Below are 14,577 nucleotides of genomic sequence, written 5' to 3'. Positions count from 1 at the left end.
ATCTCAAACGTCTTTTGCCTTTTAACAGGTAAGAGACGTTTTTTTTGATATCAGCAGTACATGATGGTTCGATATTACTTTTCATTGACTATATATTCTTCAATTAATAAGAGTACCTGTGCGTGAAACCAAAAATTTGGCAACGATTTACTGCACCATTCATTGAACCTTATGCGCGCTATCAGCACGCTGATATCTTGCACGCCATACGTATCGGTGCAGCCATTGTACTTGCGCTGTTAGCCAATCAAATAAGCCATTTTCCACACGGAGAATGGACGACGATCACTGTCTTTATTATTTTAGGATTGCTACAGTATCAAGGCGCTATTTATACCAAAGCCAAAGAGCGAGTACTAGGCACGGTTTTGGGTATTGTCGTGGCATTTGCAATCTTATGGTTCAATAAAGGGACGGGTGCTTGGTTAGGGATAGAGTACCTGCTTATTGGTATCGTCAGTGGGATTATTGGTTATTTTTCGGTCAGGCGGCTAGGGTATACTGGATTACTCACTGGCATTACTATGCTGATGATCGTCTCTAACTTGAATCAAGTTAATATGGCGCAAGATGGTGTCTATCGCGCACTCAATATCTTAATCGGTACAGGTATTGCGGTCATGGTGACAGTGATCTTACCTCTAAAGTCGACGTTGATGTGGCGATTCTTATTGGCAAATAATTTAGAAGCCTGTAGTACTCTTTATGCTGGTGTCGGACATCATATCGATGCTGAAATAGTGGCTCCCAAGTCGCTTGTCTATACTAGAGCAAAAAGCTCAGCTAGCCTGTCTTATCCTCAAAGTAGCGCTATTGCAGATATGCCTGTCAATAAAGCGTTGATAAAATCGCTGCAGCAAATAAACAAGCGACTACTTGCAGTACGTCCACATATCGCTGCAACAGCAAGCGAGTCCGGCATTCATAAAGAGACGATAGAAACGATTCAGCGTACCCATCGCAATATCATCGGTACCATCGATTTGTTACTCAGTGCAGCACCGCGTTTGGCGAATATCGATATCGACGATGATAATCATACGCTACTGATTCACTATCAACACGAGCTCACCCAAGCCATGCAGCATATCGCGGCAGTATTACGTAGTCCAGGCGATCAGACTTTTCGACCTATTACGCGTATTGCGCTATCAGAATATCCTAGCGTACAGTATGCAACGTTTGAGTGGCAAGGATATTTTTGGTTGACGCAAACGTTACAAGCACAACTACAACAGTTAAGTGATCTGCTACAAACGACCAAACCGCAGTGGTATGCCGCTTCTGGTCTGCGCTATCAAAGGCGTGAGCAGCGTAGAATGAAAGAGCAGGGTGGCGAGTCCGATTTACACTTGTAAATATAGGAGGTGCTGGCAAGTATTTGTCAGCACCTTTCAGCATTACCAATAGCCAAATGCTATGTTGTTAGGGTGTTTTTTCGTCGTTATGTGCTAGCATGTTTTGACCTTCAGCGTCTTTTATCTTTTAATAGGTAAAAGGCGTTATTTTTTGATCATGACTTTATCATCGCTTTATTAATAGTTAAGCCAGTAGCTAGAATTTAACCGATTTTTTCTTCCTTCACTTATAAGAGATACCCTGCGTGAAACCGACTTTTTGGCAACGATTTACCGTCCCGTTTGTAGAGCCTTATGCCCGTTATCAGCATGCAGATGTTTTGCATGCCATACGTTTGGGTCTGGCTGTACTTATTGCGCTCTTGTTAAATGAGTTTACGCACTTGCCGCATGGTGAGTGGACGACCATTACCGTGTTTGTGATTTTGGGTTTGTTGCAATATCAAGGAGCGATTTATACCAAGGCTAAAGAGCGGATATTGGGTACTTTGCTTGGGGTAGTAGTTGGGCTTAGCTTCTTATGGCTGATTAAAGATATCGGTGGCTGGCTGTGGTTGTATTATGGGCTGATTGGCATTATCAGTGGCATCATCGGTTATGTGGCGGTCAAGCAATTGGGCTATATCGGTCTGCTGACAGGTATTACCATGCTGATGATTGTGTCGAGTCCTGACCACAGCAATATTACTCAAGATGGCTTATATCGCGCGTTCAATATTTTGCTTGGTGCAGGAGTAGCGGTGGCCGCAACGTTAATTTTACCGCTTAAATCGACGTTGATGTGGCGGTTTTTGTTGGCCAGTAATCTTGAGACCTGCAGCAATTTGTATGCAGGGGTTGGCAATCATATTGATGCGGATGTCTTAGTGCCTAAGCCGTTTAAATATAGTAAGGCGACCAGTTCGGCCAGCATTATTTATCCATCGAACAGCTCTATACCAGATACACCCGTCAATAAGTCCTTGGTGAAAGCGCTACAAAAAATCAATAAGCGTTTGCTTGCCGTGCGCCCGCATATCGCCGCCACAGCAAGTGAGTCAGGCATTGAAAAGGAAACACTAGAAACCATTCAGCGTACCCATCGTAATATCATTGGTACCATTGATTTATTGTTAAGTGCGGCACCGCGTTTGGCCAATATTGAGATTGACGATGAAAACCATATTTTGCTTATTCATTATCAGCATGAATTGACGCAAGCGATGCAGCATATGGCGGCGGTATTACGTAGTCCAAATGATGAAGTATTTCGACCGATTACGCGCATCGCTGTATCAGAATATCCAAGCGTAGAAAATTTAGGCTTTGAGTGGCAAGGCTATTTTTGGCTGACCCAAACGCTGCAAGTACAGCTGCAGCGGCTCAGTGATTTATTGCAAACGACTAAGCCAAAATGGTTTGCCGCCTCTGGTCTGCGCTATCAACGCCGCGAGCAGCGCCGTATCGAGCACAAAGGCAGTGAAAATGATTTGCACTTATAAATATAGTCAATCCTATATAAATCAGATACAGTGTCAGGCTCGCTTAGTCTACTATTCGTAGTATTTTCGCTCGCCTTCCTTGTATCCAAATTATATTGAACCGACTATAAAAGTTAAATAAAAGCCAAGAAAGAATAAATAAAAAACGCTGACTTTATTAAGTCAGCGTTTTTTTTGCGGTAACAGTTGTTAAAAAAGCTATTAAAAACAGCTATCAACAAACAGTAATTAACGGCCAGTTTTTAGCTTATCCCAATACTGCTGATAGATTTGCAATGCTTCATCGCCCACATCTTCTTGGAACTCCGCTTTTGCCAGCACGTCTTTGCTCGGATAGATGGTTGGATTGTTTCTCACCTCTTCTGGCATCATCTCACGCGCAGCCATATTAGGCGACGCATAACCAATCTCTTCGCTGACGATTTTGGAGTTCTCAGGACGCAGCAAGTAGTCAATAAACTTGTGCGCTGCATCGACTTGTTTGGCGTTTTTAGGAATGACAAAATTATCCATCCACAAGATAGCGCCTTCAGTTGGATATTTATAAACCAAGCTAGTCAAGCCTTCGTTGTTGGCGATAATTGCCTCGCCATTCCAACTCATACCAACCGTGGTTTCGCCTTCCATATAAGGCATACGCGAGGCATCCGAGTTAAAGGTCTTCACATTTGGCATCAAGGTCGTGAGCTTCTCATAAGCGTCTTTGATTTCGTCAGGATTTTTACTATTACCTGAATGCCCAAGGGTCAATAGCGCCATGCCAAACACTTCGCGCATATCGTTCATCAGCATCACTTGCCCTTTATACTCAGGACGCCATAAATCGTTCCAGCTATTTACGGTTGCAGGATCGACCTTGTCACCATTAATGGCAAGACCAGTGCTGCCCCACATATAAGGAATCGAATATTTGTTTTCTGGATCAACCTTGGTATTGGTAAAAGACGTATCAAGATTCTTAAAATTGCTCAATTTGGATTTATCGAGCTCTTGCAGCAAGCCTTCTTTGGCCATTTTTTCGACATAATATGTTGATGGGATGGCTAAGTCATATTGGCTAGAGTCATCGAGCAATTTAAGCTTGGCGTACATAGCTTCATTAGAGTCGAAAGTGGTGTAATTGACCCGAATGCCTGTCTCTTCAGTAAAGCCGTCAAGGATTTCTTGCGGCATATACTCTGACCAGTTATACAGATTGAGCGTTTCAGCACTCGCCGCTGTACCATCAGCCGCCGTATGGTCTGACTTACTACAGCTAGCAAGTGCTAGCCCAACAGCCACGGCTAATAGTGCTTTTGGTAGTATATGAGCGCTACGAGCAATGTTGTGGGGCGATGATAAATGAGTCAAAATATCTCTCCTAAATAAGAATGATGCAAATGAGTAAAAAGTTAAATGATAGATAATGGAAGCTAAGGGCTAAATACTAAGTGTTGAATATAAGGTATCGAGCCAGTTGTGAAACTATTATGGCTATGATTGTTAAGAATTTAAAGGGCAAGGAAGAAGTTCGTTCTTCATAATATTGCTAAAAGTGGCACTGATAAATGGCTGAAGAATCTATAAAAGCACAAATATGAGATTTACTGCTGAATTTGAGTAAGATAATAAGCGTAAATAATCATGCTATGATGAGAGCTGCTTTACCCTTAAGCCATGAGTTTACAACGTGGTTTTTATAAGATACAAAGAGTACCGATAAAATAAAAACAATCGAATGTTAATTAAATGGTTCGAATTAAAAGAGGCAAAAGATGAATAATCGTAAACGTGCTGGACTGATTACTGCTGTGCTTGGCATCGTCGCCTTTATGACTATGTTTAACGCTGGCTCGCCGACACCTATCGTTAATTGGCCGGTTGAGACGTACATGGGTTTGGCATTTACGATTGGCTGGTTGAGTAATGTGCCTGTTTGGTTGGCCTATGTGCTGGCAGCGGTGGTGCTTATTTTGATTGTTGTCGGATTTTATAAAATCGGTAGTTGGCTTTATAGTTTAATGACGAAGCATGGTTAGATTTATCTGGGGCGTGTCCTTATTTTAAAAATGAGGACACGTCCTAGATAAATAGCAATTTGCAAAGTCTGATTATTAAGACGCAATATGAAATTGCTCAAGCACCGACTGAATACCGCGCTCCTCAATCGTACCCGTGACGAAGTCTGCACGCGCAATCAACTCTTGCTTTGCATCACCCATCGCCACCGCATAGCCGACCAAGTCAAACATCTCTAAATCATTCATCCCATCACCAAACGCCATACACTCACTGGCATCTACCCCATAATATTGACAGACGTCTTTAATGCCTCGCGCCTTGGATGCCTCTATCGGTAAGATATCTGCGCCGATATGATGCCAATGGACGAGCTTTAAATCGTACTGGGCAAAATCGACGTCTTGCATTTTCTCTTGTTGATTGTTAAAAAATACTGAGCATTGATAGACGGTATTTCCTTTATGATATTCAGGGTCAACGATAGAGTTTGGCGTGATGGCATTAAACTCGCGCAAGCGCTCATTTTCACCTGACCAAGCGATATGGGTGGCAGAGTCAAACTTATGAATCAACTCGCTCTGTTGGCACAGACGCACGATGGTATCCGTTTGCTCAGCGGACAACGGATAGTGGCTAATCCGACCCTTTTTATCAAAACTATACTGTCCATTCATACAAATAATCGCATCTAAGACATCAGCTTCGAGCAAGGCTAAAATATCTGCTGGCAATATGGCTTTGGAGCGTCCCGTTGAAATCACCAGCTTAATATCAGTACCTGCAAGCTCCTCAAGGGTCGCTTTGTTGTGTTCGGCAATGATGCCATTGCGGCTCAAGGTATCATCGATGTCAAAAAAGATGATCTTGGGTGTCGGAGTCTTGATAGTCATACTTTCTGTGGCGATTTTGTCTTCGATAAACATGATGATCCTATTGTTTTTTAGTCGTTTCAATACCAATGATTTAGATACTACTACAACACACCCGAAGAGATAAATACCTATAAAGTAACCTGCGATGATGCAAATTTGGCTACTGCTGCGGTATTAGCTTTGCTGGCATTGCGATTGATTTGCGCTTATTTGAAAGATTAACAAAAACTCTAAACGATATAATTAACTTAAGAGTGGCTATTTATTATAAGGTTGAGATTAACGATCAATATCAGTTAACAAAATGATGAACGATTTTTATCAGTGTATCCGCTACCTAAAGGAGCTAGTATGAAAATTTTTACCTTAAAATCAGTCACCACTTTGACGGCATTGGCAACATTGGCACAATCTGCCAATGCCTTTGCAATGGATGTTAAGTTTAACGAAGCTGCTTGGAATGGCAAAAAAATACCTGAAGGGCAGCAGTGTCTAAACTATGATGGCAAAAATCCAGCCACGCCGAGCATGACGGTCTCAAACATACCGATGGGCGCGGAGAGCTTGGTTTTCGTTTATAACGATGTGAGCAATAAACGTATGCAACATGGTGGACATGGCATTGTAGAGTTTGCCCTACCAGAAGGTGCTACGAGTGCTGAGATTCCACGTGTGTTTGGGCACACTTATGAAGTGTCAGTCGGGATTGAGATGATCGCGGAATATCGTAGCCGTGCAGGGGAAGCGGGAGGGGCGTATAAACCACCTTGTTCAGGTGGTAAAAATCATCTGTATACGGTAGATGTGCAGGCTTGGCAAGGCGATAGTGTGCTTGCTGAGACAACGGTTGAGATGGGTCGGTATTGATTTGATGCCTTGGTCGTTTTAATGAGCGTAAAAAAGCCGTCTATACCGTGTGTATAGACGGCTTTTTAGTAAGAGTAAGTGATGTTTGCAACGTCTGAGCTATGAGTAAGCGTGGGTCAGTCGTATGTTAGGGTTGAGACCGTGCTATAGGAATATATAGATTAGGCTTGTTAACTATTAGAATAATGATATCGCAGTCATTGTACCAATTTTTATAGTACAATTGTACTCTGAGAAGTATAGGCGTCCTATTTCATTAAAATTCCAATGGTTATTTCTAGAAATACAATGATGCTAGATGACAAAAAACCACTAAGAAAAAAAATTTTATTGATTATACTTTATCTTAAATTAGATCAGGTTTTTATAAATAAGGTTTCTCATGACTATAGCGACAAGCCATACTCCAGAAAGCAAAAAAATAAATGGCGAGCATATTCTTATCAACATGATATATATCGCCAAAAATGTCGACCTAGATTCGGGAATCGAGCTGACTCGCGCGCTTGAGTATTGGCGAAGGTATTTTGAAGAAAACAATATAGCTTCAGCTTTAGTCATTAGTGAAGGTTATTTCGTTCAAAGTTTTCAAGGGACAAGACCCGCTATCAATATTGCCTTAGAAAAAATACTTGACGAGCATTCAACCATTTTTCCCAATATTGTTAATATAGAGGAAATAGAGTCGCGTCAATGGAATGGGTTTTTAGTGAAACATCTAACATCAAGCGCTGAAGATGAAGACTATGCCCTCAAAAGCTTCTCAGCAGGTTCTGACTATAATCCCTATCTAATGACAAGTGCTCAGATTAAAAGCTTTTTGACAGCAGTTTTTGAAAATGCTGACTCTAACAAGTCTTAGACGATTTTTCTATTCTGATTGTCGTAAAAAAGCCGTCTATACCGTGTGTATAGGCGGCTTTTTAGTTGTTTTCAATATCTTATATTTATAGATCGTAAAGGTTGAGTGTTGTAATTCTACATATGTTGTGTATTATCATCTGAGGCGTTCGCTATTTGAATAACTTAAACGGATTATACATATGAAAAAATTGTCTTTATTACTAGTAACGCTTTTAGGTTCATCAATCGTATTAAATAGTTGTGCGACTATCGGTCTTACAGATTATGCCAAAAACGATAATAAAAAGGAGCACACAAAAAACGTTTTATCTGAGAGCGTCATTGCAGTGGGATATCCTAATAAACCTATACAAGGATACGAAGATGCTATGATTCTAGCTGGTAAAAATTATAGTTTTTTGGTAGAGCCTGTAGTCTCTGCTAATACGCAATCTAATCTGTTTAAAAGAATTTTCGCTCAAGTGGATTTAGGCTCGTTATATATCGACACTCAATCTTCATATACCAATCGTAATATTCAACAAAAAACTCAAGCTGGTTCCAATGAGCTTATTCTAGATGTAGAAAATGATGAATCAAATCAAATTAAAAACGTACCTACAACTGTTGGCTTACTATATGCTAAGCCGATTAGTGCCCTAAAGATTAACGAGCAATCAAAGTTAGAAAGTTTTGGATTTGAATGTAAGACAGCCATTGTTACTGAGCAAAAAAATTTAATTTGTCAGCGTGCAGTAAACGTTGAGCTGACGGTAGCTTCTGCAGTACAAAACATTAATGACGTCAATTATAAGCTCAAGCAGCCCTTAAATATCCAGTTGAATTATAAGTGGGAGACAGGCAGTAACGCTAATAAGTTTAGCGCGGTTCTACTACCAGTTGCCATGGCAGTAGATATCGTCACTCTACCTATTCAAGCTTTAGGTGTTGGTCTTACATATGCAGCTTTCGCAGCAGCATATGGTCAATGCGGTAGTAGTCGTAGCTGTATATAGCGTGTCGGCTTTCGAAAGTTAAAGCGTGCCTTCCATGCACCTTTCGGGTTTTATTTATGTAATGGAAACCTGAAGTTCAGCCTACGCCAGGCCGTCAACTCTATATGATAAAGGCATCATTTATATTTACTAATGCAATTTAACCAACGACGCTACCCATTTCAAAAATAGGTAGATAAAGAGCAATAATGGTCAAAGGAATAAGAAGAATAGCCAAAGCTAAGAGAAAATATTGAGTGGTAGCTTGCCATCTTTTTGACGATTCCAACAAATAAACCAAGGGTATTGGTATTAAAGCTAGCCCTAACCAATATTCATGAGTACTTAACACGACCTCAGTAAAGACTGGTACATCAACACCAAAACTTCTATATAATTCTTCAAAAGTAGGAGTCACCAAAATTACTGCAAGTGCGCAGAATAAAAATAAAAAAGATACAGATATTGCTAAAATTTTCATATAGTTACTAATAATTAAAGTCGTAAACTGCGTCCAGTTTTCTATTTTTTAACGTTATTACTCTCATCGGTGTATGGAACGCACCTTACGCCTAATATTATCGGGAGAAAAATTCCGCACTAGGCTAGTTTCTCTAATTTGATGCTTAAATTTTATAACTATTTTTTCTACGATTATTTTTACGTTGTCTACGCTTTCTCCATTCTAAATTTCCTTTTTGGTATGTTGCTAAGTCTTCAACATAACTCGATTTATTTAGCCATATTATCTCTACAATAAATGTTGGGAACATAAGTAATAGAAATAACCAGATTGAAAAGTCTAGGATATTATTATTTAAAAGGAATAAAAAATTTACTATCATCACCAGTAAGAAAGTAATGAACCAGTTTTGAGACAGTTGCAGTTCATTCAAGTAGTAGCGTTCATCATGACGATGGTTCTTGATCTTGATAAGTTTTTTCTTACGGGACCATATTTGAAAGTTTTTGAACACTAAAGGTGCTTTACTAAAGTAGCCTTTTACTTTAGAGAAAGCCCATACTACTATAAGGAGTGCTACTCCATTAACTAAAGTTTCTAGTTTGATCATTTCCCAAAAATAATTTACCATCACCCAACCTCAACACTCGTCACATTCTGAAAGCCTCTTGGCAACTGACCACCACGATTGCCGCGCACACCCGTATAGTTAGCCAAATCATTTGGCTTGAGTGTCACATGGCGTTTGCCAGCGGTAATAATTAGGCTGTCTTGTTGACTAAGTGGCGTGATGGCGAGCACTTCCTCATTCTCTTTTAACTTGATAAGTTTATTGCCTTTACCGCGTGCCTGTTCAGGCAAATCATCGAGGGCAAATATCAGCAAATATCCAGCATTGGTCACGACAGCAATATGGTCAGGCGCTACATTGGTATTGCCACTGTCAGCATTATTAGCTGTTTCTACTGGCGCATCGATACGCGCAACAGGGAGCAAACGACTATCAGCCGCTAGGTTAATGATGTTTTTACCCGCTTTTTGATTGCTATCGAGATTGCCGATGGTGTTGATAAAGCCATAACCTGCGGAGCTAGCGAGGATGATGCGCTGATTGTCAGCACCAGTTAATAGCTGCTCAAAGCTAGCACCTGCTGGCGGTTTTAGCACACTGGTCAGCGGGTCGCCTTGACCACGCGCAGACGCTAAGTTATGCGCATCAATACTATAGCTGCGTCCAGTGCTATCGAGCACATATATTTTCTCATTGGATTTGCCACGGACGTGCGCTTGATAGCTGTCACCTGAGCGATAGCTCATGCCAGCAGCATCGACGTCATGACCTTTGGCAGCACGAATCCAACCTGCCTTTGATAGGATGGCAGTGATCGGTTCGCTCGGTACAAGGTCAGATTCTTTTAATGCTTGTGCTTCTTCGCGCTCTGCCAATGGTGACACGCGCTCATTGCCATGTTCTTTCATATCGGCTGTCAGCTCGTCAATCATCAGATTGGTCAGACTGTCTGGATTGTCCAAATACTCTTGAATGATCGCGCGTTCGGCAGCCAGTTCATCTTGCTCGCGGCGTAGCTCAATCTCTTCTAGTTTAGCGAGCTGACGCAGACGAATATCCAAGATGGCATTGGCTTGGATGTCAGTCAGGTCATAATCTTGCATTAACGATAACTTTGGATCGTCCTCTTCGCGAATGATGCGAATGACTTCATCAATATTAAGATAAGCAATCAGTAAGCCTGCGAGGATGTGTAAGCGCTTGTCGATTTTATCGAGGCGATATTGTAAGCGACGGGTGACCACTGATCGGCGGCAGACCAGCCATTCATCAAGAATTTCTTTTAGGTTTTTGACCTGCGGCTTACCATTTAGGCCAATCATATTCATATTGACGCGATAATTGCTTTCAAGGTCTGTACTGGCAAACAGGTGACTCATGACACGAGCGACATCGACCCGTGTTGATTTTAATTCAAGTACGATACGGCAGGCGTTTTCATGATCTGACTCATCATGGATATCAGTAATCCAAGGCAACTTTTTGTCCGTCATGAGCTTAGCGATTTGCTCTTGAATTTTATTACCGGATACTTGGTAAGGTAGCGCGTCAATGATGACGAGATTCTTTTCTTTAGGATCAATATGGAAGGTCGCACGCATTTTATAGCTACCGCGTCCAGTCTCATACATCGCTTGCAAGTCTTTTTTACTGGTAATGATTTCAGCAGGGGTTGGCAGATCAGGTGCGGGTATCGATTGGGTTAATTGTTTAACTGATAGCTCGGGATTTTTTAGCAAACGAATAGCCGCGCGTACCACTTCGTTGAGATTATGTGGCGGAATGTCTGTTGCCATACCGACTGCGATACCTGTTGTGCCGTTTAATAGTATGTTAGGTAGGCGGGCAGGTAGGGTAGTTGGCTCTTGCATCGTGCCATCAAAGTTATCTTGCCAATCGACCGTGCCTTGTCCGAGTTCTGCAAGCAAGGTATTGGCATAAGCCGACATTTTGGCTTCGGTATAACGCATGGCGGCAAAAGATTTAGGATCATCTGGGCTACCCCAATTACCTTGACCTGTAATGAGCGGATAGCGATAGCTGAACGGCTGCGCCATGAGCACCATGGCTTCATAACAAGCGCTGTCCCCATGCGGATGGTATTTACCCAAGACGTCACCGACGGTACGCGCAGATTTTTTCGCTTTTGCCGTTGATTTTAGCCCCAGCTCACTCATGGCGTAAACAATGCGACGCTGGACAGGTTTTAGGCCATCGGCGATATTTGGTAACGCCCGATCCATGATGACGTACATCGCATAGTTGAGATAGGCCTGCTCAGTGAACTCTGCGACTGAGCGAGTATCCATCGGTTCATTAGGAATAATAGGGTCAATCGTATGATCAATAACATCGGACATAAAATAGGGTTCACTTATCAGTTTTAATAGGTATAGATAATTGGTGCAAGCGTACAAATAGGATAGCGCTATCGTAAAGGATATTGGCAAAATTAAAAAGGCATAAGTCAGAATAGACGACAGGTCGTGACGTGCTGGATAATGATAAAAAGGGTACACGACGTAACTTTGTGACCTTAACAGAGCTTGCTACTGCCCTTGATAGTAAAGGTAAAAAATAGTTAACGATAAAACACTATAAAGAGTATTAATGAATAAATGTTCGCTAATAAATCGCTGAAAAATTATCGATTATCGATACTAAGATTTTGATAACTATGACATTATTGAACGTCAAGACAGTTTGCGAACTCAAGTAGCAATCTTTTATATTGAGTAGTCTGTATAAAGTGTGTATGTTAATGAACAGAGGGCTATTTACCGCTATATTGTTTGCTCATCACCATATGATTGCCTCACAGCCAAGCCTGCCGTTACGATGACAAGCCTGCGCTCTGAGTTCTTATATTTTTATCACACTGTGATTCGCATGGGTTGACGGTAGCGTACTATTACTAGGAGAGAAAAGATTATGGAAAATCACAGTAACCTAATTCGTCGTAACGATAAAGTGTGGGTCAAAACTTACGAAAAGCTTGGTATTCAATACGACATTGATATGCCAGCCGCTAATACTTCTTTAATTGATATATTTGAGCAGAATTTTACGAAGCACGCTGGCAAGACAGCGTTTGTCTGTATGGATGCAAAACTCTCCTACGAAGATTTAGATCGTTATAGCAAACAAATTGCTGCCTACTTGCAATCACTTGGGTTAAAAAAAGGCGATAAAGTTGGCGTCATGATGCCAAATATTTTGCAGCTACCGGTTGCCGTATTGGGTGTGCTGCGTGCTGGCATGACCTTGGTTAATGTTAACCCGCTTTACACCTCAAAAGAGCTTGAGCATCAACTAACAGACTCTGATACCAAAGCATTATTTATTTTAGAAAACTTCGCCAAAACCTATGAAGACATTGGTAAGGACTTGGTTGACCATGTCATCGTGACGTCGATGGGTGATTTGATGAGTCCATTAAAAGGCTTTATCGTTAATATGGTCGTGCGTCACGTGAAGAAGCTTGTACCTGACTATAATCTTAAAACCAGCACCAACTTCAAAACGGCGCTGAATCGCTTCTCAGCCAAAAATTACAAACGTCCAGATAACATCTGCCTTGATGACATTGCTGTTTTGCAATATACCGGCGGTACCACAGGTGTTGCTAAAGGTGCAATGCTCACGCATGGTAATTTAGTCGCCAACCTGATTCAATGTGATACCTATCTTGGCGATGCTTTTGATAAGTTTGAAGGTATGGATGAGCAGCCAGTTATCATGACCGCCTTGCCGCTATATCATATCTTCTCGTTTACCGTTTGTGGTATGTTTGGCTTATATCGCGGCTGTATCGGGCTACTGGTACCAAACCCACGTGACGGCGCAAGCTTAATCAAAGCTTACAAAGATTATCCACCAGCGTTTTTCCCAGCGGTCAATACGCTGTTTAATGCTTTAGCAAATAGCGATCCATTCAAAGCTTTAGATCATAGCAAGCTTGAGATGTCGATGGGCGGTGGCATGGCAGTATTAAAAGACACCGCTGACAAATGGCAAAAAATTACTGGTAATGTAATCGTACAAGGCTATGGTCTGTCAGAGACGTCTCCTGTGGCGTCAGCAAACCCAGAAGGTACGGGCGAATTCTCAGGTAATATTGGTCTACCGATGCCAGCAACAGACATGGCTATCTTGGATGAAGAAGGTAATGAGGTCGCACTGGGTGAGCGCGGCGAGATTTGTGTTCGTGGTCCACAAGTGATGAAAGGCTACTGGAAACGTGATGATGCTACTGCTGAAGTCATGACGTCTGACGGTTATTTCCGTACGGGTGATATCGGCGTGATGGATGAAGAAGGCTACTTTAAAATCGTTGATCGTAAAAAGAATATGATTTTGGTATCTGGCTTTAACGTCTATCCAAACGAAGTCGAAGATGTGATGTCAGGTCATCCAAAGATTTTAGAGTGTGGTGTCATCGGTATCGAAGACGAAAAGAGCGGCGAAGTGCCAAAGATTTATGTCGTGCGTAGTGATGACAGTTTGACTAAAGAAGAAGTGCTTGCTTATAGCAAAGAGAATTTAACTGGTTATAAGCGTCCTCGTTATGTTGAGTTCATCGATGAGCTGCCAAAGTCAAATGTCGGTAAGATTTTGCACAAAGATTTGCGCGTGCTGGAAGAAAAGAACCACGGTTAATCAGCTAGCTTTCAGCGCCAGAGTATTTTTATGAGTGTCTGCTACTGTTTGTTAGGCACTCGTAAAGTCATCATGATAAGTCACCACGATACTAATGATAAAAACTAACGCTACGAACTAAATCTGCAAGAAACTATCAGGATGCTAAGTTATCGTGATAGTGGTGGTTGTGATACTGGGTGTCGTGATCCAAAAATGGTAAGGTTGCTGGTATGCTGCCTTATCATTTTTTGTATTTATTGCTTTTTTTGTCGCTATGCCCCAGTCAGGTAGAGATAGAGAATTTTTAGCAAAACTGCTATAGTGCTTACCGACATATTTGTCTATTTATCGACGAGATGACGTTAGTTTTGCGCTATATCTCTGATAAAACTATCAGGGATAAAGGGGGTTTTAATTCGGAAATGACGAGTTATTGTGCTATTTATTAAGGACTTAACGTTGCGCTTTGATTGACAAAGCTTGTG

12 protein-coding genes are annotated in these 14,577 nt (G+C 41.5%); 7 read left to right on the top strand and 5 right to left on the bottom strand.

Features of this window, described 5'->3' with window-relative positions; genetic code table 11:
• Nucleotides 1–122 precede the first annotated feature (122 nt).
• Both ACP69U_RS06905 and ACP69U_RS06900 read left to right on the top strand, forming a co-directional pair.
• The gene (locus ACP69U_RS06905) at nucleotides 123–1,358 is read left to right on the top strand and encodes an FUSC family protein (protein ID WP_426138192.1); all 1,236 of its coding nucleotides are present in this window, start codon (nucleotides 123–125) and stop codon (nucleotides 1,356–1,358) included.
• 245 nt (nucleotides 1,359–1,603) lie between these two features.
• The gene (locus tag ACP69U_RS06900; protein WP_426138191.1) at nucleotides 1,604–2,839 is read left to right on the top strand and encodes an FUSC family protein; all 1,236 of its coding nucleotides are present in this window, start codon (nucleotides 1,604–1,606) and stop codon (nucleotides 2,837–2,839) included.
• A gap of 228 nt (nucleotides 2,840–3,067) precedes the next feature.
• On the opposite strand, the gene ACP69U_RS06895 is transcribed toward ACP69U_RS06900, so the two are convergent.
• The gene (locus tag ACP69U_RS06895; RefSeq protein ID WP_426138190.1) at nucleotides 3,068–4,189 is read right to left on the bottom strand and encodes an ABC transporter substrate-binding protein; all 1,122 of its coding nucleotides are present in this window, start codon (nucleotides 4,187–4,189) and stop codon (nucleotides 3,068–3,070) included.
• Between the two features lie 404 nt (nucleotides 4,190–4,593).
• Here ACP69U_RS06895 and ACP69U_RS06890 point away from each other — a divergent pair, with 404 nt between their 5' ends.
• Complete coding sequence (locus ACP69U_RS06890) at nucleotides 4,594–4,857, top strand: hypothetical protein (RefSeq protein WP_109591911.1); 264 nt, start codon at nucleotides 4,594–4,596, stop codon at nucleotides 4,855–4,857.
• Between the two features lie 75 nt (nucleotides 4,858–4,932).
• Here the strand turns inward: ACP69U_RS06890 and ACP69U_RS06885 are convergent, their stop codons facing one another.
• Nucleotides 4,933–5,763, bottom strand: a complete 831-nt coding sequence (locus ACP69U_RS06885; RefSeq protein ID WP_426138189.1) for an HAD family hydrolase — start codon at nucleotides 5,761–5,763, stop codon at nucleotides 4,933–4,935.
• A 300-nt stretch (nucleotides 5,764–6,063) separates the two neighbouring features.
• On the opposite strand from ACP69U_RS06885, the gene ACP69U_RS06880 reads away from it, so the two are divergent.
• The 3 genes from ACP69U_RS06880 to ACP69U_RS06870 all read left to right on the top strand — a co-directional run bounded on the left by ACP69U_RS06880 (nucleotide 6,064) and on the right by ACP69U_RS06870 (nucleotide 8,438).
• Nucleotides 6,064–6,579, top strand: coding sequence for a hypothetical protein (locus ACP69U_RS06880; protein WP_426138188.1), 516 nt, complete (start codon nucleotides 6,064–6,066; stop codon nucleotides 6,577–6,579).
• Between the two features lie 382 nt (nucleotides 6,580–6,961).
• On the top strand, nucleotides 6,962–7,441 hold the full coding sequence (locus tag ACP69U_RS06875; protein ID WP_404643416.1) for a BLUF domain-containing protein: 480 nt from the start codon (nucleotides 6,962–6,964) through the stop codon (nucleotides 7,439–7,441).
• Between the two features lie 181 nt (nucleotides 7,442–7,622).
• On the top strand, nucleotides 7,623–8,438 hold the full coding sequence (locus tag ACP69U_RS06870) for a hypothetical protein (RefSeq protein ID WP_426138187.1): 816 nt from the start codon (nucleotides 7,623–7,625) through the stop codon (nucleotides 8,436–8,438).
• A 139-nt stretch (nucleotides 8,439–8,577) separates the two neighbouring features.
• Here the strand turns inward: ACP69U_RS06870 and ACP69U_RS06865 are convergent, their stop codons facing one another.
• From ACP69U_RS06865 to parC, 3 genes are all read right to left on the bottom strand, one after another.
• Nucleotides 8,578–8,898 (bottom strand): hypothetical protein, encoded by a 321-nt coding sequence (locus ACP69U_RS06865; protein WP_426138186.1) that lies wholly within the window; start codon nucleotides 8,896–8,898, stop codon nucleotides 8,578–8,580.
• 145 nt (nucleotides 8,899–9,043) lie between these two features.
• On the bottom strand, nucleotides 9,044–9,511 hold the full coding sequence (locus ACP69U_RS06860) for an AC76 family protein (protein ID WP_193009066.1): 468 nt from the start codon (nucleotides 9,509–9,511) through the stop codon (nucleotides 9,044–9,046).
• Complete coding sequence (gene parC / locus ACP69U_RS06855) at nucleotides 9,511–11,811, bottom strand: DNA topoisomerase IV subunit A (protein ID WP_426138185.1); 2,301 nt, start codon at nucleotides 11,809–11,811, stop codon at nucleotides 9,511–9,513. The genes ACP69U_RS06860 and parC overlap by 1 nt, the downstream gene beginning before the upstream one ends.
• 571 nt (nucleotides 11,812–12,382) lie before the next feature.
• Here parC and ACP69U_RS06850 point away from each other — a divergent pair.
• Nucleotides 12,383–14,110, top strand: a complete 1,728-nt coding sequence (locus ACP69U_RS06850) for an AMP-binding protein (RefSeq protein WP_201605164.1) — start codon at nucleotides 12,383–12,385, stop codon at nucleotides 14,108–14,110.
• Nucleotides 14,111–14,577 lie beyond the last annotated feature (467 nt).

It is taken from the genome of Psychrobacter sp. TWR1-1-1, assembly GCF_049895865.1.
Lineage (GTDB): Bacteria > Pseudomonadota > Gammaproteobacteria > Pseudomonadales > Moraxellaceae > Psychrobacter > Psychrobacter immobilis_A.
The sequence above is the reverse complement of the archived record's forward strand: the minus strand, read 5'-3'. Positions and strand labels throughout refer to the sequence as shown.

Excerpts from the sequence above, each read along its gene's own strand:
- ACP69U_RS06890 (WP_109591911.1), top strand. The coding sequence starts at position 4,594 with ATGAATAATCGTAAACGTGCTGGACTGATTACTGCTGTGCTTGGCATC.
- ACP69U_RS06885 (WP_426138189.1), bottom strand. The coding sequence starts at position 5,763 with ATGTTTATCGAAGACAAAATCGCCACAGAAAGTATGACTATCAAGACT.
- ACP69U_RS06880 (WP_426138188.1), top strand. The coding sequence starts at position 6,064 with ATGAAAATTTTTACCTTAAAATCAGTCACCACTTTGACGGCATTGGCA.
- ACP69U_RS06875 (WP_404643416.1), top strand. The coding sequence starts at position 6,962 with ATGACTATAGCGACAAGCCATACTCCAGAAAGCAAAAAAATAAATGGC.
- ACP69U_RS06870 (WP_426138187.1), top strand. The coding sequence starts at position 7,623 with ATGAAAAAATTGTCTTTATTACTAGTAACGCTTTTAGGTTCATCAATC.
- ACP69U_RS06865 (WP_426138186.1), bottom strand. The coding sequence starts at position 8,898 with ATGAAAATTTTAGCAATATCTGTATCTTTTTTATTTTTATTCTGCGCA.
- ACP69U_RS06860 (WP_193009066.1), bottom strand. The coding sequence starts at position 9,511 with ATGGTAAATTATTTTTGGGAAATGATCAAACTAGAAACTTTAGTTAAT.
- parC (WP_426138185.1), bottom strand. The coding sequence starts at position 11,811 with ATGTCCGATGTTATTGATCATACGATTGACCCTATTATTCCTAATGAA.
- ACP69U_RS06850 (WP_201605164.1), top strand. The coding sequence starts at position 12,383 with ATGGAAAATCACAGTAACCTAATTCGTCGTAACGATAAAGTGTGGGTC.